The sequence below is a fragment of the Sphingomonas sp. P3_C6 genome, from assembly GCF_056402595.1.
The window spans coordinates 22,748-44,664 of record NZ_JBFUHB010000017.1 but is presented as its reverse complement, the minus strand read 5'-3'; the positions used below and the strand labels follow the sequence as shown (position 1 = coordinate 44,664).

The 21,917-nt window shown below is 65.1% G+C and carries 20 protein-coding genes; 9 read left to right on the top strand and 11 right to left on the bottom strand.

The window, feature by feature from the left end; genetic code table 11:
• Positions 1 to 82 precede the first annotated feature (82 nt).
• The 8 genes from AC1DT7_RS16125 to AC1DT7_RS16090 all read left to right on the top strand — a co-directional run bounded on the left by AC1DT7_RS16125 (position 83) and on the right by AC1DT7_RS16090 (position 7,858).
• The gene (locus AC1DT7_RS16125) at positions 83 to 2,794 is read left to right on the top strand and encodes a bifunctional [glutamine synthetase] adenylyltransferase/[glutamine synthetase]-adenylyl-L-tyrosine phosphorylase (RefSeq protein WP_478037049.1); all 2,712 of its coding nucleotides are present in this window, start codon (positions 83 to 85) and stop codon (positions 2,792 to 2,794) included.
• Positions 2,794 to 3,264, top strand: a complete 471-nt coding sequence (locus AC1DT7_RS16120) for a peroxiredoxin (protein WP_478037048.1) — start codon at positions 2,794 to 2,796, stop codon at positions 3,262 to 3,264. Before AC1DT7_RS16125 ends, AC1DT7_RS16120 begins: the two co-directional genes overlap by 1 nt.
• A 5-nt stretch (positions 3,265 to 3,269) precedes the next feature.
• Entirely contained in the window at positions 3,270 to 4,061 is a 792-nt protein-coding gene (locus AC1DT7_RS16115) for a ferritin-like domain-containing protein (protein ID WP_478037047.1), read from the top strand.
• A gap of 111 nt (positions 4,062 to 4,172) precedes the next feature.
• The gene (locus tag AC1DT7_RS16110) at positions 4,173 to 5,366 is read left to right on the top strand and encodes a M23 family metallopeptidase (RefSeq protein WP_478037046.1); all 1,194 of its coding nucleotides are present in this window, start codon (positions 4,173 to 4,175) and stop codon (positions 5,364 to 5,366) included.
• 54 nt (positions 5,367 to 5,420) lie between these two features.
• On the top strand, positions 5,421 to 5,762 hold the full coding sequence (gene erpA, locus AC1DT7_RS16105) for an iron-sulfur cluster insertion protein ErpA (RefSeq protein WP_478037045.1): 342 nt from the start codon (positions 5,421 to 5,423) through the stop codon (positions 5,760 to 5,762).
• A 4-nt stretch (positions 5,763 to 5,766) separates the two neighbouring features.
• Entirely contained in the window at positions 5,767 to 6,537 is a 771-nt protein-coding gene (gene xth, locus AC1DT7_RS16100; RefSeq protein WP_478037044.1) for an exodeoxyribonuclease III, read from the top strand.
• Between the two features lie 103 nt (positions 6,538 to 6,640).
• Positions 6,641 to 7,429: a transporter gene (locus AC1DT7_RS16095; RefSeq protein WP_478037043.1), complete on the top strand. Its 789-nt coding sequence runs from the start codon at positions 6,641 to 6,643 to the stop codon at positions 7,427 to 7,429.
• 183 nt (positions 7,430 to 7,612) lie between these two features.
• On the top strand, positions 7,613 to 7,858 hold the full coding sequence (locus tag AC1DT7_RS16090) for a hypothetical protein (RefSeq protein ID WP_478037042.1): 246 nt from the start codon (positions 7,613 to 7,615) through the stop codon (positions 7,856 to 7,858).
• A gap of 62 nt (positions 7,859 to 7,920) precedes the next feature.
• Here AC1DT7_RS16090 and AC1DT7_RS16085 read toward each other — a convergent pair whose 3' ends face one another.
• Positions 7,921 to 9,081, bottom strand: a complete 1,161-nt coding sequence (locus AC1DT7_RS16085; protein WP_478037041.1) for an N-acetyltransferase — start codon at positions 9,079 to 9,081, stop codon at positions 7,921 to 7,923.
• A gap of 150 nt (positions 9,082 to 9,231) precedes the next feature.
• Between AC1DT7_RS16085 and AC1DT7_RS16080 the strand changes: the two genes are divergently transcribed.
• Positions 9,232 to 10,338, top strand: a complete 1,107-nt coding sequence (locus AC1DT7_RS16080) for a fatty acid desaturase family protein (RefSeq protein WP_478037040.1) — start codon at positions 9,232 to 9,234, stop codon at positions 10,336 to 10,338.
• A 291-nt stretch (positions 10,339 to 10,629) separates the two neighbouring features.
• Here AC1DT7_RS16080 and lptG read toward each other — a convergent pair whose 3' ends face one another.
• The 10 genes from lptG to AC1DT7_RS16030 form a co-directional block, all read right to left on the bottom strand.
• Complete coding sequence (gene lptG / locus AC1DT7_RS16075) at positions 10,630 to 11,727, bottom strand: LPS export ABC transporter permease LptG (protein ID WP_478037039.1); 1,098 nt, start codon at positions 11,725 to 11,727, stop codon at positions 10,630 to 10,632.
• Entirely contained in the window at positions 11,724 to 12,935 is a 1,212-nt protein-coding gene (gene lptF / locus AC1DT7_RS16070) for an LPS export ABC transporter permease LptF (RefSeq protein ID WP_478037038.1), read from the bottom strand. The genes lptG and lptF overlap by 4 nt, the downstream gene beginning before the upstream one ends.
• A 108-nt stretch (positions 12,936 to 13,043) precedes the next feature.
• Positions 13,044 to 14,984, bottom strand: coding sequence for an ATP-binding protein (locus AC1DT7_RS16065; RefSeq protein ID WP_478037037.1), 1,941 nt, complete (start codon positions 14,982 to 14,984; stop codon positions 13,044 to 13,046).
• Positions 14,985 to 15,038: 54 nt separating this feature from the next.
• On the bottom strand, positions 15,039 to 16,301 hold the full coding sequence (spt, locus tag AC1DT7_RS16060; RefSeq protein WP_478037036.1) for a serine palmitoyltransferase: 1,263 nt from the start codon (positions 16,299 to 16,301) through the stop codon (positions 15,039 to 15,041).
• 4 nt (positions 16,302 to 16,305) lie between these two features.
• Positions 16,306 to 16,548, bottom strand: coding sequence for an acyl carrier protein (locus tag AC1DT7_RS16055; RefSeq protein WP_478037035.1), 243 nt, complete (start codon positions 16,546 to 16,548; stop codon positions 16,306 to 16,308).
• Between the two features lie 205 nt (positions 16,549 to 16,753).
• Positions 16,754 to 17,656 (bottom strand): NAD-dependent epimerase/dehydratase family protein, encoded by a 903-nt coding sequence (locus AC1DT7_RS16050; RefSeq protein WP_478037034.1) that lies wholly within the window; start codon positions 17,654 to 17,656, stop codon positions 16,754 to 16,756.
• Positions 17,653 to 18,783 (bottom strand): glutamate 5-kinase, encoded by a 1,131-nt coding sequence (proB, locus tag AC1DT7_RS16045; RefSeq protein ID WP_478037033.1) that lies wholly within the window; start codon positions 18,781 to 18,783, stop codon positions 17,653 to 17,655. The genes AC1DT7_RS16050 and proB overlap by 4 nt, the downstream gene beginning before the upstream one ends.
• Before the next feature lie 45 nt (positions 18,784 to 18,828).
• Entirely contained in the window at positions 18,829 to 19,626 is a 798-nt protein-coding gene (locus AC1DT7_RS16040) for a hypothetical protein (protein WP_478037032.1), read from the bottom strand.
• A gap of 150 nt (positions 19,627 to 19,776) precedes the next feature.
• Positions 19,777 to 20,823 carry a GTPase ObgE gene (gene obgE / locus AC1DT7_RS16035; RefSeq protein ID WP_478037031.1) on the bottom strand — a complete coding sequence of 349 codons (1,047 nt, stop codon included), beginning with the start codon at positions 20,821 to 20,823 and terminating at the stop codon, positions 19,777 to 19,779.
• Between the two features lie 443 nt (positions 20,824 to 21,266).
• On the bottom strand, positions 21,267 to 21,851 hold the full coding sequence (locus AC1DT7_RS16030) for a TetR/AcrR family transcriptional regulator (protein ID WP_478037030.1): 585 nt from the start codon (positions 21,849 to 21,851) through the stop codon (positions 21,267 to 21,269).
• Between the last annotated feature and the right edge of the window lie 66 nt (positions 21,852 to 21,917).

Here is a 21,917-nt window from a genome sequence, read left to right as displayed (position 1 = left end):
GACATGGTGCAAGAACGACCGAGCAACTGAAATCGTTGCTTGCAAACGCAAGTTAATTAACGGGATTACCCACAGTTGTCGCATGACTGACACAGGTCCTGAAGCGCTGATTAAAGGCGCGGTTCTCCGCGCGCGGGCGGAATCGCCTTTTTTGACCTTGCTGCTCGATCGCGAGGCGACCCTAGCGTCGCAGCTGGAGCGAGGACTGTTGCCGCCGCTATCGGCGGTTCCGATCGACGATCCCGACATGCCGGTGATGCGCCGATTGCGGCTCGAGCGCCGGAGGCTGGCATTGCTGGTCGCCATCGGAGACCTGGCCGGCTCCTACGACCTGACCGCCGTCACCGGCGCTCTGTCGGATTTCGCCGACCATGCGCTTCAGCGTGCGATCATCGCCGCCATCGCCGAGCGGACGCCGGGGGCCGAGCCGGTCGGCTTCGCTGCCATCGCGCTGGGCAAGCAGGGCAGTCATGAGCTCAACTATTCGTCGGACATCGATCCGATCCTGATCTTCGATCCGGCGACCTTGCCGTGCCGGCCGCGTGAGGAGCCGGACGAGGCAGCGGTGCGGATCGGGCGCCGCGTGGTCGAGATACTCCAGGCGCGCGACGGAGACGGCTATGTGCTGCGAGTCGATTTGAGGCTCCGACCGTCACCCGAGGTGACGCCGATCGTGCTGCCGGTGGATGCAGCGATTTCCTATTATGAATCGCTGGCCTTGCCCTGGGAGCGCGCCGCCTTCATCCGGGGCAGGGCGGCGGCGGGGGACCCGATTCTGGGCGGCCGCTTCCTGGAGACGATCAGGCCGTTCATCTGGCGCCGAGCGCTGGATTTCGGTGCGATCGGGGAAATTCGCGGCATCTCTCGCCGCATCCGCGACCATCATGCCCGGGGGCAGCAATTTGGCCCTGGTTTCGACCTGAAACGCGGACGCGGCGGCATTCGGGAGATCGAGTTCTTCGCGCAGATCCACCAGCTCATCCATGGCGGACGCGATCCGTCGGTGCGGGCACCGGCGACGCGCGACGCGCTGGCACGGCTTGCCGATGCCGGCTGGATCGCCGCCGGGGAAGCCGAGGCGATGACGGCCGCCTACACCCTGTTCCGGACGATCGAGCACAGGGTGCAGATGGTCGACGACCGACAATCGCACCACCTGCCGACCGGCCCGGCGCTCGACGGGCTCGCGCGGCTTCATGGCGTCGCCGATGGCCAGGCGTTGCTCGACCTGTTGAGGCCGCACGTCGAGGCGACCGCGCGGACCTATGAGTCGCTCGATCCCGAGGATGAAGGCGCACTGTCGCAGGACGGTGAGCATCTGGAGCAGCAGCTTGCCGAGGCGGGCTTTGCCGATGCGCCGGCGGCTGCCCGGCGGATCGAACAATGGCGCGCCGGCACCTATCCCGCGCTGCGCAGCCCTGCGGCGCGCGAGGCGCTCGAGGCGGTGCTGCCCGGGCTGATCGAGGCGCTGGCCAAGGCGCCCGATCCGCAGGGCGCCATCGTGCGGCTCGATGTCATGCTCGCGAAGCTGTCGAGCGCGATCAATTTCTTTCGCCTGCTCGAGGCCCGGCCTGCGCTGGCGCGGCTGCTTGGCGCGATCCTCAGCCATACGCCGACGCTGGCCGAGGCGTTGGGGCGGCGACCGGAATTGTTCGACGGGCTGATCGACGCGAGCGCGCTCGATCCCGTCTCCCCAGTCGCGGCGCTGGCGGAGGAGATGCGCGGGGAGGGCCGTGATTACCAGGCCGAACTCGACCATGTGCGCCGCGTGGTCGGCGAGAAGCGTTTCGCGCTGGGTACCCAGATCGTGGCCGGGGTCGGTGATCCGCTCGAAGTGTCGGCGGGCTATGCGCGGGTGGCCGAGGCCGCGATCATGGTACTCGCCGATGCGGCGGTGGCCGAATTCATCCTGAAGCACGGCGTGGTGCCGGGCAGCGAACTGGTCATCCTGGCGCTCGGCCGGATGGGCGGCGGGGCGCTGACCCATGCCTCCGACCTTGACCTGATCTATCTCTTCACCGGCGACTATATGGCGGAATCCGACGGCGAAAAGCCTTTGGGTGCGGTGCTTTATTATAATCGCCTCGCGCAACGTGTGAGCAGTGCCCTGTCGACTCCGACTGCCTCGGGGCCGCTCTATGAGATCGACACGAGATTGCGGCCATCGGGTACGCAGGGGCCGCTGGTCGTCTCGCTCGACGGTTTCGCGCGCTATCAACGCGAGGATGCCTGGACCTGGGAGCATATGGCGCTGACCCGCGCCCGGCCGGTTTTCGGCTCACCTGGCGCGCGCGCGGCTACTCAGGCCGTGATCGACGCGGTGCTGCGCGGGGACCGCCCGAAGCGCGACATCGTTGCCGATGCGATCGGCATGCGCGCCGAGATGGCCGCGCACAAACCACCGGCCGGGCCGCTCGATGCCAAGCTGTTGTCGGGCGGACTGGTCGATCTCGAGTTCGCAGTGCATGTCGTCCAGCTTACCCAGCATGCCGGGCTCGACCCGCATCTTGCGGTGGCGATCGGAGAGCTGGTCGATGCCGGGCTGGTACCGGTGCCGATCGCCGCAGCGCATGATTTCCTGACTCGCCTGCTCGTCGCGCTACGGCTGGTCGCGCCCGATGCGCAGCCACCGGCCCAGGCGACCCGCACCCTCATCGCCCGTGCGCTCGACGTCGCGGATTGGGAGGCGGTGGTTGCGTGCTTCGCGCGGACCCGGCAGGAGGTTTCCGACTTCTGGGCGGCAGTGGCGGCGGGATCGGCCGCGACCGGGAAAACGACGGGTGGAGACGAATGATGGCGGCGGTGATCGTGGGCGGCAAGCTTCCGGACGTTGAGCTGACCGCGCCGGGCGGCGGCAAGATCAATCTGCGCGACTATATCGGCAAGCCGCTGGTCCTGTATTTCTACCCCAAGGACGATACGGCCGGTTGCACCCGAGAGGCGCAGGACTTCAGCCAGCATTATGCCGAATTCCAGGCGCAAGGTGCCGCAGTCCTTGGCGTTTCGCGAGATACGCCGGCCAAGCACCAGAAATTCATCGACAAATATGAGCTGACGGTACCGCTCGCGAGTGACGATCAGGATCAGGCGATGGCTGCGTTCGGGGTCTGGGTAGAGAAGAAGCTCTACGGCAAGACCTATATGGGCATCGACCGCTCGACCTTTCTGTTCGATGCCGGTGGCACGCTGGTGCGGACGTGGCGCAAGGTACGTGTACCCGGCCATGTCGAGGAAGTGCTCGGGGCGCTGAAGGAACTCGGCTGATCGTCATGAGCATCGCTGACGCGGCACGGGGCGTGCTGGAAACGGCCGACCCTGCAGCGAAGGTCCGGGCGGCTCGCGCAGCGGCACGGGCCTGGCGGCGCGGACAGCTGGACCACAGGTTCGACACGCCGATGTCGGATCGTCCGGCGCGACCCCCGCTGCCCGAACTGCTGGTGCCGAGCCAGATGCCCCGGCGTGGCAAGGGCGGATCCGAGCGGGGGCGGATCGCGCTACTGCACGCGCTGGCGCATATCGAATTCGTCGCGATCGATCTCGCCTTCGACATGGTCGGGCGGTTCGGCGGCGAATTTCCGCGGAGTTTCACTGACGACTGGATTGCGGTCGGCGCCGATGAGGCGATGCATTTCGCGCTGCTCGACCGGCGCCTGAAGGCACTAGGCAGCCATTACGGCGCGATGCCGGCGCATGACGGCCTGTGGGAGTCGGCGACCGACACCGCGCACGATGCGATGGCGCGGCTCGCCGTCGTCCCGATGGTGCTGGAGGCGCGGGGACTGGACGTAACGCCGGAGACGATCCTGCGGTTCAGGTCGGCGCGGGACGAGACTAGCGCCCGCATCCTGCAACGTATCCTGACCGACGAGATACGGCATGTGCGGGCGGGCACCGTCTGGTTCGAATATGGATGCTCCGTCAACGGTTATACGCCCGAATCGCACTGGCGTTCCCTGGTCGAGCGACATTTTCGCGGGATAATTAAGCCACCATTCAACGACTCGGCGCGCGACTCAGCCGGTCTGACGCTCAAATATTACGGCGCGCTTGCCCCTTCCTGAAAAACTAGGCCAATTGCGACATGTCCAGGGCGTGGAGGGGCTGCGACCAGGACGAATTAGGGGCGGGCGCTGGATTTCCGGCAATCGCATTCAAATGGTCGCCGGGGATTGATGAACAAAATTTCCATCGCGTCGAGCGCGCATTTCGTGTCGCGGCTTAAGACGCACTTCACCACCCGGGATTTCATTTTTCACGACGGTCGTGATCTGCGCCGCTTCAGCGTCGGGGGGCGTGCCCAGGCGTTGATGGCCGGTGTTGCAGGCGTCACCCTGTGCTTTTCCGCTTATGGCGTCGCCCAGGCGGCGGTTGGGGCCGTTGCGATGAGCGGCATCGTCGATGCACCGCTCTCGCCCGAAGCCAAGGTAGCGCAGATGCAGGCGAAGGTCGCCGCGATGCAGGCCGATGTCGAAACCATCAAGCAGGCAGCCAAGGCCCATGCCGTTCGTGTCGAGCAGCGCCAGGCGCTGATCTCCGCCGTCATCTCCGGCAAGGGCGATCCCCGTGCGCTTGCTCTGGTCGCGCCGACGATCGACAGCCATTCCGACAAGGTCGCAGCCGATGTGGTCGCGCCGCTGAAGCAGATCGAGCTGCGCCAGGTCGCCATGGCGGTCAAGGCGCGGCAGGCAGTCGAGCAGCGTTACGCCATGACCGTGGCACATGTCCGCAAGCTAGGCATCGCGCCGGAGCGTTTCGCGCAGCGGATGCCGGCGATGGGCGGACCTTTCGAAGCAGCCGACAGCGCCGAGGCCGAGGCCGATCTTCGCGCCGACATGCAGTTCCGTTCGCTGTTCATGACCTGGAAGAAGCTCGATTCGCTCGAGCAGGGCGTGATCGCGATCCCCTCGGCCCAGCCGGTTGAACGCCTTGCCTTCACCAGCAATTACGGCGTCCGCTCCGATCCGTTCCGCGGCACGGCTGCGATGCATGCCGGCGTCGACATTCCCGGCCCGGTCGGCACGCCGATCTATGCAACCGCCGACGGCATCATCGACCGCGCCGAGCGTGCGGGCGGATATGGCAACATGGTCGAGATCAACCATGGCAAGGGCATCCAGACCCGGTACGGCCATCTTTCCAAGATCCTCGTGGCGCCTTACACCCGCGTGCATCGCGGTCAGTTGATCGCGCTGATGGGCTCGACCGGCCGCTCGACCGGGCCGCATCTCCATTATGAGGTCCGGATCGACGGGCATGCCGTAAACCCGATCCCGTTCCTGCAGACCGCCGACTATCTGGTCGCGGTGCAGGATCGCGCGCTGAAGACGACTCCGGTTTCGGTGGGCGGCCCGGCTGCGGCCGACTGATCGTCGGCTCCGGCCTCGGTTGCCGATGGTCCCAGGAACGCCTATCTGCCGTGTATGGCAACCATGACAGCTCCAGAAATCGCGCTCACCGATTCCGCCGCCGCGCGCGTCGCGACGATTGCGGAGAAACAGGGTAAGCCCGCCATTCTCCGCCTTTCGGTCGATGGCGGTGGCTGTTCGGGTTTCCAATATAAATTCGGGTTCGCCGACGCGATCGAGGCGGATGACGCCGTCGCCGAGAATCGCGGCGTGAAGCTGGTGGTGGATTCGATCAGCCTCGATCTCGTCCGCGGATCTGCGGTCGACTATGTCGAGGACCTGGGTGGTGCCGCGTTCAAGGTGACCAACCCCAATGCCGCGTCCGGTTGCGGTTGCGGCTCGAGCTTCTCGGTCTGATCCGTTGCGAATCGTCACCTACAACGTCAACGGCATCAAGGCGCGCCTGCCGCGCCTGCTCGAATATCTCGCCGAACAGGCGCCCGACGTGGTGTGCCTGCAAGAACTGAAATCAAGCGACGACACCTTTCCCGAGGCCGATATCCGCGCCGCCGGCTATGGCGCGCTGTGGCACGGGCAAAAGGGTTTCAATGGCGTCGCCGTGCTGGCGAAAGGCGCCGACCCGGTCGAGCGACATCGTGGGCTCGCTGGCGATCCAGACGACGAGCACAGCCGATATCTCGAGGCCGAGGTCGATGGCGTGGTGATCGCATCGATCTATCTGCCGAATGGCAATCCGCAGCCGGGGCCGAAATTCGACTATAAGATCAAATGGATCAAGCGCCTGTCGGATCGCGCGCGTGCGTTGCTCGCCGAGGAAAAGCCGGTGGTGTTGGCGGGCGACTATAACGTCATTCCCAATGACGATGACACCTTCTCCGTTCGTGCGATGCAGAACGATGCGCTGATGCAGCCGGAGAGCCGGTCGGGCTATCGAGCACTGGTCGCACAGGGCTGGACCGATGCGTTGCGCACCCGCCACCCCAAGGGGGGCGTATGGACCTTCTGGGACTATCAGGCGGGCGCCTGGCAGCGCGACGCGGGCTTCCGCATCGATCATCTGCTGCTCAGCCCGATCGCGGCCGATCGGCTGGCCGATGCCGGCGTCGACAAGGAGTATCGCGGCCGGGAAAAGGCGAGCGATCATGCGCCGACCTGGGTGCGGTTGCGCTGACGCCGATGGCGTTCGATCTCCAAAGCATGCTCCATTGTAAGGGTGAGTTCGAAACCGCCCGGCTATGCGACGAGCTTGGCGATCCGACGCCGGTGCGGCTCACATGAAGCGACTGGTGCTCGCGCTCCTGTTGCTGCCGGCGGCTGCCTTTGCTGAGGATCGAGACTATTGCCCGGCGCGGCCTGGCCTGGGTACGCCTGCCTGCACGATCTCGCCGGGGCGCGTGTCGGTCGAGACCGCACTGGTCGACTGGACTCGCGACGACAATGCACAACAGCGTGATGACACGATCCTGATCGGCGACACGCTCGTGCGCGTGGGCTTGACCGACGCGATCGAGGCGCAGGTCGGCTGGACGGCGTTCGGCCATGACCGGACCCGCGACAAAACCAGCGGCTCTGTCGCTACCGACAATCGAGTCGGAGATGTACTGATCGGTCTCAAGGCCAATCTCCGCCATCCCGACGGCAGTGGGTTTTCCCTGGCGGTGCAGCCCTTTGTAACGGTGCCGGTGGGTCGTCCGCCGATCGGCGCAGGGGATTGGGGCGCAGGGGTGGTCGTGCCGGTCAGCTTCGATCTTGGCCACAAGCTCAGCCTGCAATTCGCGCCCGAGGCCGATGCGGCTGTCGACCAGGACGGCAGGGGCCGTCATTTTGCCGCCAGTGGTACGGTCGGGCTCGGCGTGGCGGTCAGCGATTCAGTTAGCGGGACGATCGAATTCCAGGAGCTTAGGGACGAGGATCCGTCCGGCAAAACGACCCAGGCACTTGCATCGGTGTCCCTTGGTTGGATGCCCAAAAAAGACTGGCAGTTCGATGTGGGGGCGGTCGCCGGCCTCGACCATGATGCGCCCGATGCCGAACTGTATGCCGGCGTCTCGCGCCGTTTCTGATAGCGGCGATATTTCCCAAACATCGGCGCGTACTGCCCGAAATCGGTCAGTAAATCGGACAGGGGAGACTTGCAGATTTTTGGTAAGGCATTGGAAATAAAAGATTCAGCCGTTTGGCATGACTAATGCACTAACACAGATGCGGACCAACCGGTGTTGATCCGCAAATGCGGAGATTATGTCATGACCAAGCCCCTGTTCCTTACCCTCGCGACCGCCATGCTGATCGCCACACCGGTCGCCGGGTTCGCTGCCGTTCCCGAAGGCGCCGGCGCCCCCCGCGCGCCGGCTTCCGAATCCAAGGCGGCCGTCGATCAGAAGAAATATTGCATCATCGAGGCGACGACGGGATCGCGGATCGCCAAGAAGAAGTGCCGCACCCGCGCCGAATGGCTGCTGGTCGGCGTCGATCCGACCGAGAAGCAGTGATGTGATGAAGTGGCGGTCCGGCTGGTGCCGGGCCGCCCCTCACAGCCCATCCTCACAACCCGTCAGAGGGTCTTTTGATAGATTTCGTAGGTCTTGTTGACCCGGCTCTGGATCGTCTCGGCAATGGCGTTCATGCCCTGATTGTCGTCGAGCACCCAGCCGATCTCGCCCCGGCTCGCGCCATATTTGGTGACCGCCGCGCGGCGGATATATTCGATCATCATGAAGGCGAGCTGGCTCGCCATGCGGGAGGACTGAAGTTCCTTCAGCACGCCCATCAGCGGCACGCGCATGGTGCGGACCTTGGGCTTGCGCAGCCATAGCAGCAGCTTGGCCCAGCCAAAGGGCAGCAGATTGCCGTTCAGCGGCTTGATCGCCTCGTTCAGGTCCGGAAGCGTGATCATGAAGGCGACCGGCCGGCCGTCGAGCTCTGCGATCCGGATCAGATCGTTGAACACGATCGGCTTCAGCTTCACACCGACATCGGCGATCTCGGGCGGGGTGAGGGGAACGAAGCCCCAATTGTCCGACCAGGCATCGTTGAGGATATGCAGGATGATCGCTGCTTCCTCGTCGAACTTCGACTTGTCGACTTCACGGATGCGGATCCGCGGGTTCTTCTCGCCCGACTGGATGATGCGGTTCACGATCGGCGGGAATTCCTGGGTGATATCCAGGTCATAGGTGTAGAGCGTCTTGGCTGGCGTATAGCCCGCCGCCTCGATCCAGTCGCGATATTCGGGCTTGGCGTGGCCCATCATGATCGTCGGGGCATGATCATAGCCCTGGATCAACAGGCCGGGTTCTTCCCAGATCGACATGCTGATCGGGCCGAGCACCCTTGTCATGCCCTTGTTGCGCAGCCAGCCCTCGGCCGTGTTGATCAGCGCCTGGGCGGTATTGGCGTCCTCTGCATCGAACAGGCCGAACTGGCCGCAGCCGGGACCGAAGCCCTGGGTCGCCGGCATGGTCAGCGCTAGCGTATCGATATGCGCCGAGATGCGCCCGACAACCTGTCCGCCCCGCTCGGCGAGAAACAATTGCGCGTCGGCATGGCTGAACCAGCCATTTTTTTCCGGCGTGATGAGGCCGAGCGCTTCGCCTTTCAGCGGCGGCACCCAATTAGGATCGTCCTTATACAGCCTGAAGGGGAGGTCGACGAATTTCTTCCGATCGGCCTTGCTGCTGATGGGACGAATGGAAAGCGGGTGCGTGGTAGCCAAGACGACAAGCCTCTCTGTAAGAACTGCGCACTCCCGCCTGCCGCACAAGCTGTCAAGCGCGCTCCTGTCAAGCACCGGGGCGATTTGTCCAATCGGCACACCCTGTTGCTGCCACCATATAGCCACTATCTTTGGGCAATGGCTGGATCCATGAACACATCGCTTGCCTTCGATCGGCGCGAGACCGCGTCGGCCCCAAGCACCGCCCTGCGCACCGCGCGGGAGCGTATTGCCGACGACAAGGCGATGCTACGGACCGCGGCCGAACTGACGCGTGACCTGAACGCGCCGAAGCCTGCCATCTATTGGACCGACCTGATACTGTCCGCCGTGGTGGGCTATGGCGCGCTGCTGGCGGCGATCCTTGCGCCGTCGATCGGCCTGAGCATCGTGGCCGGCGTCGTCGCGATCCTGGCGCTGTACCGGGCCGACAGCTTCATTCACGAGATCACCCATATCAAGCATTCGGCGCTGCCGGGTTTCCGCCTTGGCTGGAACCTGCTTGCCGGCATTCCGATGATGGTGCCGTCCTTCATGTATGAGGGCGTGCATAACCTCCATCACGCCCGCACCCGCTACGGCACGTCGGAGGATCCCGAATATCTGCCGCTTGCGCTGATGAAGCCGTGGACGCTGCCGTTGTTCGTCGTTGCCTCGCTGCTTGCGCCGGTCGCGCTGCTGGTGCGTTTCGCGGTGCTGGCGCCGCTCTCGCTGGTGTCCCCGAGGCTGCGGGCGATCCTTGACGAGCGCTATTCGAGCCTGTCGATCAACCCATCCTTCCGCCGTCGTGCGCCGGAGGATGCATTCAAGGGTCATTGGCGCCGGCTCGAGGTCGCGACCAGCATCTGGGCGATCGGACTGCTGGCACTGACCGCAACGGGCGTGATTCCGTTGCGCGCCTTGCTGATCTTCCTTGTCGTCGCGTCGGGTGTCGCCATCCTCAATCAGGTGCGTACGCTGGTCGCGCATCTGTGGGAGAATGAAGGCGAGGCGATGACGGTCACTGCCCAGTATCTCGACAGCGTCAATGTGCCGCCGCCGGCGCTGCTGCCGATGTTGTGGGCGCCCGTCGGCCTGCGTTACCACGCGCTGCACCATCTGCTGCCGGGTGTGCCCTATCATGGCCTCGCTGAGGCGCATCGTCGCCTGTCCGCGGCGGTGGGCAAGGATTCGCCTTATCATAAGGCGAGCTATCCGGGCCTGCCCGGCCTGGTCGACCGTCTGGTGCGCAGCACGATGGGTCGTCGCCCCGGTTGAGTCTCGCGGGCGATCGTCCGAGCAAGTCGGGCGAATCGACATGCATCATCCCGTTGCGGGGGTGCTGAAAAAGTGGTTGGTGCAGAGACGCTGTCCAGGCTGAGATAGCGCGGCTCGCGGCTCGGCAGAAACAGGTTGTTTGCCAGCCTGCGGTGCGGTGCAGCCCCTAACTTGTCTCACGCTGATAAAGAGCCGGGCGGTGTAGGTGAAGCGCTGCGCCCGATCCCGACATGCCATCGGCAGCCGCGACGTTGAATCGAGGCGACATCGAGCCCTGGCCGATCCCTGACGCTACTCTTCGGTGCGGACCAGCACTGCCTCGCCGATCAGGAAGAACAGAAGGAATGGCGCCCAGGCAGCGAGGAAGGGCGGGTAGGCGCCCAGATTACCCATCGCGAGCGCAAAATTGTCGGCCACGAAATAGGTGAAGCCGAGCATCATGCCGATCACAGCCCGCACGAACAGCTTGCCCGAGCGGGCGAGGCCAAAGGCGGCAACGGCGCCAAGCAGCGGCATGAGCACCGACGACAATGGTCCGGACAATTTGTGCCACAGCGACCCCTCCAGGGCCTTGGTCGGGCGCCCGGCATCGGACAGGTCGTCGATCGCCGAGCTCAAGCCGCCGAAGGACAATCCGTCGGGGTCGACGGTGGAAAGGGTGAACTGGTCCGGCCGGACACCCTTGGCGACGGTGACCGTGCCGAGCGAGGTCTTCTTGCCGGTCTTCACGTCGAAACGGGTCGCCGGGCCGATCCGCCAGGCATCGCCGTCACGCTTGCCCTGCGGGGCGCTGATGATGCCGACAAGGTTGCCGCCCTGGCGATCGTAGAGCGTTACGTTGCCCAGGGTCGCCGCATTGCCGCGGCCTCTGATCTGGCCGACCTCGATCAGGTCGTCGCCGTCGCGCACCCACACGTTCGTTCGGTCGCCGCGATCGATCGGCACCGGGGCATAATCGACCTTCTGCCACTGATCGAGCGTACCGGTCGCGCGGGCGACGATCCGGTCGTTGAAGGTGAAGGAGATGAGTGCGACGCCAAGGCTGGCAACGATCAACGGCGCCAGGACCTGATGGGCGGACAGGCCCGAAGCCTTGAGCGCGACGATCTCGCTGTTCTGGTTTAGCGTGGTCAGCGTGATGATCGTGCCAAGCAGCACCGAAAAGGGCAGGAAACGCGCGATGATCTCCGGCGTGCGCAGGCTGACATAGCGCCAGATCTCCGCATCGCCATTGCCGGCATGCGCCAGGATACGGCCCGATTCGCTGAGCAGGTCGAGCGCCTGGAGCACCAGCACCAACGCCGCGAGGATCGCGAACGTCCGCACCAGGAACATCTTGCCCATGTACAGCGACACGGTGCGCGAGGGGAAAAGCTGAAGCGCGATCATGCCTTGGCCTCTGCTTCTTCATCTTCCTTGGGGCGGGCGCCGGGCAGCCAACGGCCGACCAGCTTGCCGGCCTTGGAGAAGACTCGCTCGAGCGCGCCGATCGGCTGGCCGCCAGGGACATAGGCGATGGTGTAGTACATCCAGAAAATCAGGAGCGAGAAGACAAGAAAGGGCGTCCACAAGGCGATGAACGGATCGACCGTGCCCATGCCGCCGATGTCCCGGGCATATTCGTTCACCTTGTGATAGGTGACGATCATCACGATCGACAGGAAGACGCCGAGCGCCGAGGTCGACCTTTTCGGTGGAACGCCCAGTGAGAGGGCGAGCAGCGGCAGCAGGAACATCGTCGCCACTTCAACGATGCGGAAATGGAACGCGGCGCGGCTCGTATCGCGCAACTCCTCGGGCGAATTCCTGTTGCCGCCGATCCGTGCAAGCTCGGGCAAGGTCAGCTCGTTACGGCCCTCCCGATTCCGGAAATTCTCATATTTCGGAAGGGCGATGGGCAGGTCGTGCAGGCTGAAGGTGAGCACGCGCGGCGTCGGCACGCCTGGTTCGTTGCGCACCAGCGTGCCGTTGGTGAGACGGAAGACGATCTCGTCCGGATTATCGGTCGCGAGGAACTGACCGTGGTCTGCCGTGACAGCGTAATCGCCGCCCTTCTTGTCGACCATATGGACGAAGATGCCGGAGAGCCTGCGGCCCTGTTCGCGGCTCTGCTCGATCCGGATCGTCATCTTGTCGCCGAAATGCGTGAACTCGCCGACCTTGATCGAGGCGCCCAGGGCACCGGTGCGCAGCTCGAACCGCAGTTTTTCATAAGCGTAGCGCGCATCGGGCTGGACGAAGCCGACGATCGCCAGGTTCACCGCCGCCAGGCCCAGCGCGAACATGAAGGGTACCCGTAACAGGCGCGTATAGCTCATGCCCACCGCGCGCAGCACGTCGAGTTCCGACGTGGTGGCGAGCTTGCGGAAGGCGAGCAGGATGCCGAGCATCAGCCCGATGGGAATGCCGAGGCCGAGATATTCCGGCAGCAGGTTGGCCAGCATCTTCCAGACGACGTTGACCGGGCCGCCCTCGGTGGCGACGAAATCGAAGAGCTTCAACATGCGATCGAGCACCAGCAGCATCGCGGAGATGATGAGGGTCGAAAACAGCGGCACCGCGATCAGCCGGGCCATGTAGCGGTCAATGGACTTCATGGAGTTAGCGGCGGCAGCCTTTGCGGAAGGGCAGGATAAATCCACCCGGTCGAGCGGCTATATCGGGGCAGGGGGGCCGCGTCAGCTACCAAATCGCATGCAACCTCTTCACTCTGCAGCGAGGCTGTCGGGTTCGGCCCCGCACGATGCGGCCATGGCGACGGCGATCGCGCGTTCCAGCCTTGCGATGGTGAACGGTTTGCGCAAGACATGATGCCCGCCGAACGCCGCCTCGCTCGCGTCGCCGGCATAGCCGGTGACGTAGAGCACAGCGACACGGGCATAGCCGTCCGCCAGTGCGGCGACCATCTCCGGCCCGGTCTGTTGTGGCATCAGCACATCGGATACGATCAGGTCGACGCTGTCCATGCGATCGAGCAGCGAGCGCGCGAGGAGCGGATCGTCGCAAGCGAGCGGGCGGTGGCCGAGCTCGGTCAGGGCAGCCATGGTCGAGGTAAGCACGCGCGGATCGTCCTCGACGACCAGTATGTCCAGGGACGCCGATGCCGCGACGTCTATTTGTTCCTCGCCCTGCGCCTCGACGAGCATGACACCGACGTGGCGTGGCAGATAGAGGGTGACGGTGGTGCCGTTGCCGGGTTGGGAGTCGATACCGATCTCGCCGTCGGCCTGGCGCACAAAGGCGAAGATCTGGCTGAGGCCGAGGCCCGTGCCCTTGCCGACGGGCTTGGTGGTGAAAAAGGGTTCGAACACCCGTTCCATAACCTCGGGCGTCATGCCGCAACCGGTGTCGGTCACGGCGATGGTAACATAATCGCCGGCGGGGCAGGCGCCGATCTGATCCGCGGCAAGCGCGGCGCCGCCGGTCGCGATGGTGAGCTGGCCACGCCCGTCCATCGCGTCGCGCGCGTTGACGGCCAGGTTCAGCAGGACGTTTTCGAGCTGATAGCGGTCGGCCCGGATTTCCCAGCCCGCACCCTCATCGCGCGTGACGACGGTGATGGCGTCGCCCAGGGTACGGTCGAGCAGGTCCGACATGCCGACCACCAGCGGCCCGGGCTCGATCGGTTCGAGCTTCAGGGCCTCTTCGCGCGAGAACGCGAGCAGGCGACGGGTCAGCGCGGCGGCGCGGTTGGCGCCTTCCATCGCATTGTCGATGTGCCGCTTCGCCTGGCCGGGTTCGGCGACATTGCGGCGCGCAAGCTCCAGGCCGCCGAGAACGACCGCGAGCATATTGTTGAAATCATGCGCGATGCCGCCGGTGAGCTGCCCGACCGCCTCCATCTTCTGGACCTGGCGGAGCCGGGCTTCCTTCACGAGCAGCTCGGCCGTCGCCTTGGCGACCGCCTCCTCCAGATCCTCGGCGCGCAGGCGTTCCGTCTCAGCCTCCGCATTGGCAATGGCTCGTTCGCCCAGCGCTCGTACCGTCATCCAGCCGAGCACGATCGCGCCGAGCACGATCAGGATGCCGAATGCCCCCAACACGCGCGCTACGCCGGTCGATTGCGCGACCGATCGCATCGCCTCGCCGCTACGCGTGTCGAGCAGCGATCGCTCGCTGGCGATGATCTGTTCGAGCAGATCGTTGATCCGCGTGAGCGATGCTGCCTTACTCGCTTGGTAATAGCGGGCAAGCGACTGGTCGTTCTTGTGATAGTTGGTGGTCAGCGCGATCAGGCCCAGTTCTTGGCCGCGCACCCCGTAAGCGCGCCGCAGGGCATCGATCAGCCCCTGCTGGGCCGGATTGTCGTCCGTCACCCGGTCCAGCTTGGCGATCTGTCCGCCGGCCACGCGCCACTCGTCATAGAATTGGCGACCCAGCGCCTTGTCGCCGCTGATGACATAGCGGCCAAGCGACGCTTCCGAGCCTGCGATGGTGCCAGAGAGCGTCCGGGCGAGGATCATCACCTCGAAGCTGTGAGTCTGCAGGCGGAGCGCCCGGTCGCGCTGGCTGTTGGCGTTGTTGAGCGTCAGTATCAGGGCGACAAGCACCAACGCACCCAGCAACCCCATCACGACAAGCATGATGGTGCGCCAGGCGCCTCCAGGCTCCCCGGGAGCCACGGCCTCGCCTTCGTTCCCGCTCATTGGCCGAGAGTCTACCCTCAAGCGACATTCATGAAAAGCCGCCGTATTTTCGGCTCAGCTTATCGCACCGGTCGCCTGTCCCGCGCATCGGAACATCTCGATAATCGTTTCGATCTGTTCCGCGCTGTGCTCGGCGCAGACGGAGCAGCGCAGCAGATAGGTGCCGGCCGGCGTTGCCGGCGGACGGGCCATGTTCACATAGAGCCCGGCTTCGAGCAGCGCCTGCCACATCGCGACCGCCTGGGTCTGATCCTCCAGGATCACCGCGACGATCGCGGATTCCGGCGTGGCGGTGCCCAGCTTGAAGCCCATGTCGGTCAGGCCGCCGTGCAGGCGCTTGCTGTTCTCCCACAGATGCGCGCGCTTGTTGTGCGCGTGCATCAGCTTGCGGATCGACGTCGCGGCGGTCGCGACGACCGATGGCGGCAGCGAGGCGGTGAAGATGTAGGGGCGCGACACGAAGCGCATGATCTCGAACTTCGGATGGTTCGAAACGCAGAAGCCGCCGACGGTGCCGACCGATTTGGAGAAGGTGCCGACGACGAAGTCGACCTGATCCTCAAGCCCCTGGTCCTCATAGACGCCGCGGCCGTGCTTGCCGAAAAAGCCCATCGAATGCGCTTCGTCGACCAGCACCATCGCGCCGTGCTTCTTCGCGACGGCGACCATTTCCTTCAGCGGCGCGATGTCGCCCATCATCGAATAGACGCCTTCGAGCACGACGAGCTTGCCCGGCTCCACCGGCAGGCGGCCAAGGCGCTTGTCGAGATCCTCGACCGAATTATGGCGGAAACGAACGACCTCGGCATTGCCCATCGCGCAGCCGTCATAGATCGAGGCATGGCTGTCGGCGTCGAGAATGATGTACTCGCCCTTGCCGGCCAGCGCCGAGATCATGCCGAGATTGGCCTGATAGCCGGTCGAGAAGACGATCGCGCCGGTGGTGCCGTAGAATTCGCGCAGTGCCGCCTCGACGTCCGCATGGTCGCGGAAGGTGCCGTTGAACACGCGGCTGCCGTTGGTGCCCGAACCATATTGGTCGAGTGCGTCCTTGCCAGCCTGGATGACGTCGGGATCGAACGTCATGCCCATATAATTATAGGTGCCGAGCAGGATCGTCTCCTTGCCCTTGATCACCGCGACGGTCGGCGACTTCACCTCTTCCATCACGACCGCGAACGGATCGCGCACGCCGGAATCGAGCATTGCCTGCCGCTCGGCGATCAGCGCGTCATATTTGGTGAACAGGTCGCGTTCGGGCGGGATAACCGGCGGATCGATCGGCAGGGCGTCGGCAGTCTGGGCGGAATCGGTCATCGGTTCAGGCTTTCAGCTTCATCACCGCGTCGACGAGCTGACCGACCGTCTCGATCTCGGCCTGCATGTTCATCGTGATGATGATCTCGAACTCGTCTTCGATCGCGGCGACGAAATCCATCACGGTCAGGCTGTCCCACTCCAGATCGCCCTGGAAGGTGGTGGCGTCGGTGAGCGCGACACCCTTTTTGTTGAAGGGTTCGATCAGCCCGGTGACGGTGTCGAAAATCTGTGCGCGGTCGGTCAAGACATGTCCTTCGAACTGTGATGCCGCGCCCTGACAAGGAAATGCGGCGGCTTTCTGACGATCCTATAGCAGCGCCGGCCGGCGATGCCACCGGGCGGCCGTATTGGATTTCGTCGAAGTGTCCGACGAGCGCACCACACACGAGCTCTCTGACAAGAGACGACCGAGGATTGAATCGGGAGAAGAGGCTCGTGCCTCCGAAGGATCAGAGCAGCTTGTTCGCGCGGTACCAGGCCGCGGTCGCGGCCAAGCCCTGCGCGGTCGGCACCTCGGGACGCCACAGGGTCGGATCGGGACGGCGGGCCGGGTCGATGGTCCAGTCGGGGTGCGAGAGATAGCCGACACGGTCCATGGTCAGTTTTGCCTTGTCGCGCCGGGTGAGCCGGTCCGCCTTTGCGGCGAGCGAAAGCAGCGCTTTCGGTAGCGCGAGCGGCAACACACGCTGGCCGACCGCCGCGCCGATCGCCCGGGCGAAAGCATCGTGGGTCCAGCCGCCCTCGACGCCGTCATCGGGCTCAAGGATCACCCGACCGGGATCGGTGGCGATCAGGGCGAGCAGCAGGCGGGCGAGGTCACCGACCTCGATGATCGAAATCCGGCCGGGCGGCGGCAGGACGGCGAGTCCGACCTTGGCCATGCGGAACATGTCGCGCATTTCCATGTCGCCCGGACCGTACACGCCGGGCGGGCGCACGATCGTCCAGTCGAGCGGCGATTTTTCGACAATCCGCTCGGCACCGGCCTTGGACCAGCCATACATCGACAGGTCCGGCTCGCGTGCCGCGAGCGAAGAGACATGGATGAAGCGCCGCACGCCGGCGCCCGTCGCCGCATCGACCACGGCGCGGGTACCGGCGATGTTGCCGGCCTCGAACCCCTTGCGGTCGGCGTTCACCACGCCTGCGACATGGATCACCACATCGGCGCCGCGCACCAGCGTGTTCAGCGCCATGCTGTCACCGAGCGCGCCAGACACCCAGGTGACGCGGGGAATATCGGCCTGCGGACGGCGGGCGAGGGCGCGGACCTCATAGCCAGCCTGCACCGCAAGACCGATCAGCCTGCCGCCGACAAAGCCGGTGCCGCCGGTGAGCGCGATCAGGCTCACAGCAGCGCCATATGGTTGCGATGGACCAAAGCGGCGCGGGGGGCGTAGCCGAGGATCGCGGCGAGCGCATCGCTGCGCTTGCCGGTGATCAGGGCTGCATCGGCAGCATCATATTCGGCCAGGCCGCGCGCCAGCGGTTTGCCGTCCGGGCCGCAGATCGCGACCAGATCGCCGCGGCGGAACCTGCCTTCGACCCGTACCGCGCCCGCCGCGAGCAGGCTCTTGCCGCCGACCAGCGCGCGCGCCGCGCCGTCGTCGATATGGATCTCTCCCTTGGCGGTGAGGCCGCCGGCCAGCCAGGCCTTGCGCGACGGCGCGGCCTTGCGGGCGACGAACACGGTGCCATGGCCGGTATCGGCAAGGGCGGTAAGCGGGTTCATGACATGGCCTGAGGCAATGGCGAGATGCGCACCGGCCGCGGTGGCGATGCGCGCGGCAGCGATCTTCGACACCATGCCGCCCGAGCCCATACCGGAACCCGAGCCGCTATCGGCCATTGCTTCGATCTTCGCGTCGATCCGCTCGACGCTTGGGATCCGGCGGGCATCGGGATTGGTGGTCGGGTTGGAATCGTAAAGGCCGTCGACGTCGGACAGCAGGATCACGCCCTGTGCATTGGCTGCCTGACCGACGCGCGCGGCAAGCCGGTCATTGTCGCCGAAGCGGATTTCGGCGGTCGCGACGCTGTCATTCTCGTTGATCACCGGCACCACGCCGAGCGCGAGCAGCCGGTTGAGCGTGGCGGCCGCGTTGAGATAACGGCGGCGATCCTCCAGATCGTCGAGCGTCACCAGCATCTGCGCCGCCGTCAGGCCTTCGGCGCCGAGTAGTTCGGCCCAGACCTGGCTGAGCGCGATCTGGCCGGTCGCGGCGGCTGCCTGCGCGTCCTCCAGGCTGGCACGGCCTCCCTTGGGCAGCTTCAGCCGGCGCGCGCCGAGGGCGATCGCGCCGGAGGAGACCACGGCGATCTCCTGGCCCGCTTTTGCCCGGGCGGCGATGTCGGCGACGAGGCTGGTCAGCCATTCCCGCCGGACGGTGCCGTCAGGCGCGACGAGCAGCGCCGAGCCGACCTTGACGATCAGCCGGGGGCAGTTGGCGGGAGAGAAGGAGAGCGAGGCGCTGGTCATCGCCCAAGCGCTTAGCGACGGTTGCGTCCGCAATCCACCGGCACGTCACACGATCGACGGGCGCCCGAGATCGCTGCGGTGCCCGGTCGGTGTCGCGGCGAGCCGCTTCACGACTCCGTCGCGGGTCTCCTCGTCCCCGGCGCGGATCTCGCCGAGTTCGGCGGCGGTGAGCAGAACGACCGGCACGATCCGCACGGGCGACAGCGGCATATCCTCGATCAGGTTGGCGAAATCGGGAACGGGGCCGCCGATCAGGATGCCGATCGCGTCGTCGGCGGTGACGAAACCCTCGGGCAACTGGTCCTTGATCGCATGCGACGCCGAAACGCCGGGCACTTCCATCGACAGCGCGCCATAACGGTCGAGCTGCCGTTCGATCCCGCCCGCCCCTGCGACGGTGCCGGCGACATTCTGAAGCAGTTCGAGCATCCAGCTCCGCGCGAGCGGACTGACATCGCCAGGCGTGCCGGCAAGGTCGGTGGGCAGATCCCTGCTTTCGACGAACAACTCCAGATTGAAGCCATTGGTGTCGCCGCCATCGTCGAACGGGTCGGACATGCCATCGGTTGCGATCACGACCGATCCGTCGCGGCGGATCACGCGGTACGCCTGGCGGGTGGTCGGCCAGGCCGGGCCACCCATCAGGCCCGGGCTGATGAGATGGGTGAGGACATCGCCTTCAACGGTGCCCACGGTTGCCCAGAAGGCGTCGCGCCTCTGGGCAGAAAGCTGCAGCGCGTCGGTCTCGAAGGCCGCTTCATGTTCCGGCGTGCCGGCAACGGGCTCGGCCACGGCCTCCGGCTCGACGGCCTTTTCCGGCACGACAGGCGTCTGAAGATTCACGGGCGCAGCCTGTGAAGGGGCAGCCTGTGAAGGGGTAGGGGGCCGGCCGAACAGTCTCCGGATCAGATCGAAAAGCGCCATGTCCAGGTCTCCCGTCAGAGGCCGGGGCGGTGGCCCCGAATCACTCCGGCCTGATCGCGCGCCAATGCGTCAGAGCGGTGACCATTCGATCGTGTCTTCGCCGCCATCATCCCGAACGGGCGTCGTCGACGCCGGGCCGATCGCGTCGAGCAACCGGTCGAGCACCGTTTCGATACCATCGCCGCCGGCGCCCGACATGGGCAGTACTTCGGCCTTGCTGGCGCGCTTGAGCTTGGTGATCAGCTTCTTGGCATCGGCGGGGTCGATCGCGTCGACCTTGTTGAGACCGATCACCTGGGGCTTGTCGATCAAGCCGGCGCCATAGGCGTCGAGTTCGCCGCGCACGATGCGGTAATTGCCGACCGGATCCTCCTCGGTCGCGTCGACGAGGTGGAGCAGCACCTTGCAGCGCTCGATATGGCCGAGGAACCGGTCACCGATGCCGGCGCCGTCAGCCGCGCCCTCGATCAGGCCGGGGATGTCGGCGATGACGAATTCGCGATTGTGGCGGCTGACCACGCCAAGCTGCGGGCGCACGGTGGTGAAAGGATAGTCGCCGACCTTGGCCTTGGCGTTGGTCACGGCATTGATGAAGGTCGACTTGCCGGCATTGGGCAGGCCGACGAGCCCGGCATCGGCCAGCAGCTTCAGCCGCAGCCAGACCCAGGCCTCCTGATAGGGCCAGCCGGTGCCGTGCTGGCGCGGCGTGCGGTTGGTCGAGGTCTTGTAGCTGGCATTGCCGCGCCCGCCATCGCCACCGCGCAGGAACACTTCGCGCTGGCCGGCGACGGTAAAGTCGGCGAGCACCTCTTCCTTGTCCTCGGACAGGACCTGGGTGMCGACGGGGACCTGGATCACCAGATCGTCGCCGCCGGCGCCGGTCATGTTCGAGCCGGAGCCGCCATGGCCGCGCGGTGCCCGGAAATGCTGGGTGTAGCGGAAGTCGATCAGCGTATTGAGGCCGGCGACAGCCTCGAAGATGATGTCGCCACCCTTGCCGCCATTGCCGCCGTTCGGGCCGCCATATTCGATGAACTTCTCACGCCGGAAGGCGACGGCGCCGGGGCCGCCCGCGCCCGAACGGACGAAGATCTTTGCTTGGTCGAGAAAATGCATGGCCGCTCTCTAGCGGAAATCGCAATTTTATCCAGTGTGGGGAGTTCGACCATGATTTTCGGTGATCGCGGGGCGACCCGTCGGCGCCAGCGATATGGCACCCGAGTCGCGGGCGCGGTGCGAGGACGGATTTCCCTGTTCCGATGCGATAACAGGGAAATTAACAGGGAATTCTTATTTTTTCAGACTTTTCTTGGAGTTCTCGGCAGAAATTCTTCAATCCTTACCGCGGCTTGCTACGCAATTCCTTGTTATCGGATAACAGGGAATTCGCGTGCGCATAACAGGGAAATTTCCTGCCAGAACAGGGAAATCCAGTCGTGCTGCCGAGAGAAAGAGCGCGGCGCGGCGTTCGGGAACACCGTCCAACGCCATCTTGCGATGCCGCGGCCCGGTTTTGAATCGATCGCAATTTTGGCTGTGAGGGCGAAGTCTTGCGACTCCTACGCCGTCTCGCTCTTGTGCGCCGCCATCAGCGCGTTGGCGGCGAGCTCGCGCGCCTTTTCACGGGGCAGGCCGAGCGCCTTGGCCATCGGGCCGCCGAGCAGGGCATCGCCGAGCGCGGTCAGCACGAGTTGCAGCGTTTCCTCATGGATCGATTGACCGCCCGGCTTGTGATCCTGCGACAGCTCCTCGACGAGATTGTGGATCGCCTCCAGGATCGGATCAAGCGCGTCCTGGTTGCCGGTCAGGATCATCCAGCTCGCCATGGCGCCGGCGCCGCGGGCGAAGGCATCGAAGGTCATATCGACCACTTCGCGCGGGTTCTGATCGGTTTCGCGCGCGCGTTTTGCCGCGGCGCCGATCTGCGCGGTGATCTTGTCGGCGAGATGCTTGATCAGCGCGCGCTGCAGATCGGCGGCCGAGCCGAAATGATGAAGCAGATTGGCGTGAGTACGGCCGATCCGCGCCGCGACCGCCTTGAGCGTCACGGCCTGCGGGCCTTCCTCCACGAGCAATGCGCGAGCCGCCTCGATTGCGGCATCGCGTGACTCTTCCGGGCTGAGGCGTTTGCGAATTATTGACACTAGTGTAAGTAAGGCCTATTTACAGTCTTGTAAGTGATCCGTTGTCTACCCTGTTCGGAGGTTTTT

Coding starts and splice junctions, on each gene's coding strand:
- AC1DT7_RS16125 (WP_478037049.1), top strand. CDS start 83: ATGACTGACACAGGTCCTGAAGCGCTGATTAAAGGCGCGGTTCTCCGC.
- AC1DT7_RS16120 (WP_478037048.1), top strand. CDS start 2,794: ATGGCGGCGGTGATCGTGGGCGGCAAGCTTCCGGACGTTGAGCTGACC.
- AC1DT7_RS16115 (WP_478037047.1), top strand. CDS start 3,270: ATGAGCATCGCTGACGCGGCACGGGGCGTGCTGGAAACGGCCGACCCT.
- AC1DT7_RS16110 (WP_478037046.1), top strand. CDS start 4,173: ATGAACAAAATTTCCATCGCGTCGAGCGCGCATTTCGTGTCGCGGCTT.
- erpA (WP_478037045.1), top strand. CDS start 5,421: ATGGCAACCATGACAGCTCCAGAAATCGCGCTCACCGATTCCGCCGCC.
- AC1DT7_RS16095 (WP_478037043.1), top strand. CDS start 6,641: ATGAAGCGACTGGTGCTCGCGCTCCTGTTGCTGCCGGCGGCTGCCTTT.
- AC1DT7_RS16090 (WP_478037042.1), top strand. CDS start 7,613: ATGACCAAGCCCCTGTTCCTTACCCTCGCGACCGCCATGCTGATCGCC.
- AC1DT7_RS16080 (WP_478037040.1), top strand. CDS start 9,232: ATGAACACATCGCTTGCCTTCGATCGGCGCGAGACCGCGTCGGCCCCA.
- lptG (WP_478037039.1), bottom strand. CDS start 11,727: ATGATCGCGCTTCAGCTTTTCCCCTCGCGCACCGTGTCGCTGTACATG.
- lptF (WP_478037038.1), bottom strand. CDS start 12,935: ATGAAGTCCATTGACCGCTACATGGCCCGGCTGATCGCGGTGCCGCTG.
- AC1DT7_RS16065 (WP_478037037.1), bottom strand. CDS start 14,984: ATGAGCGGGAACGAAGGCGAGGCCGTGGCTCCCGGGGAGCCTGGAGGC.
- spt (WP_478037036.1), bottom strand. CDS start 16,301: ATGACCGATTCCGCCCAGACTGCCGACGCCCTGCCGATCGATCCGCCG.
- proB (WP_478037033.1), bottom strand. CDS start 18,783: ATGACCAGCGCCTCGCTCTCCTTCTCTCCCGCCAACTGCCCCCGGCTG.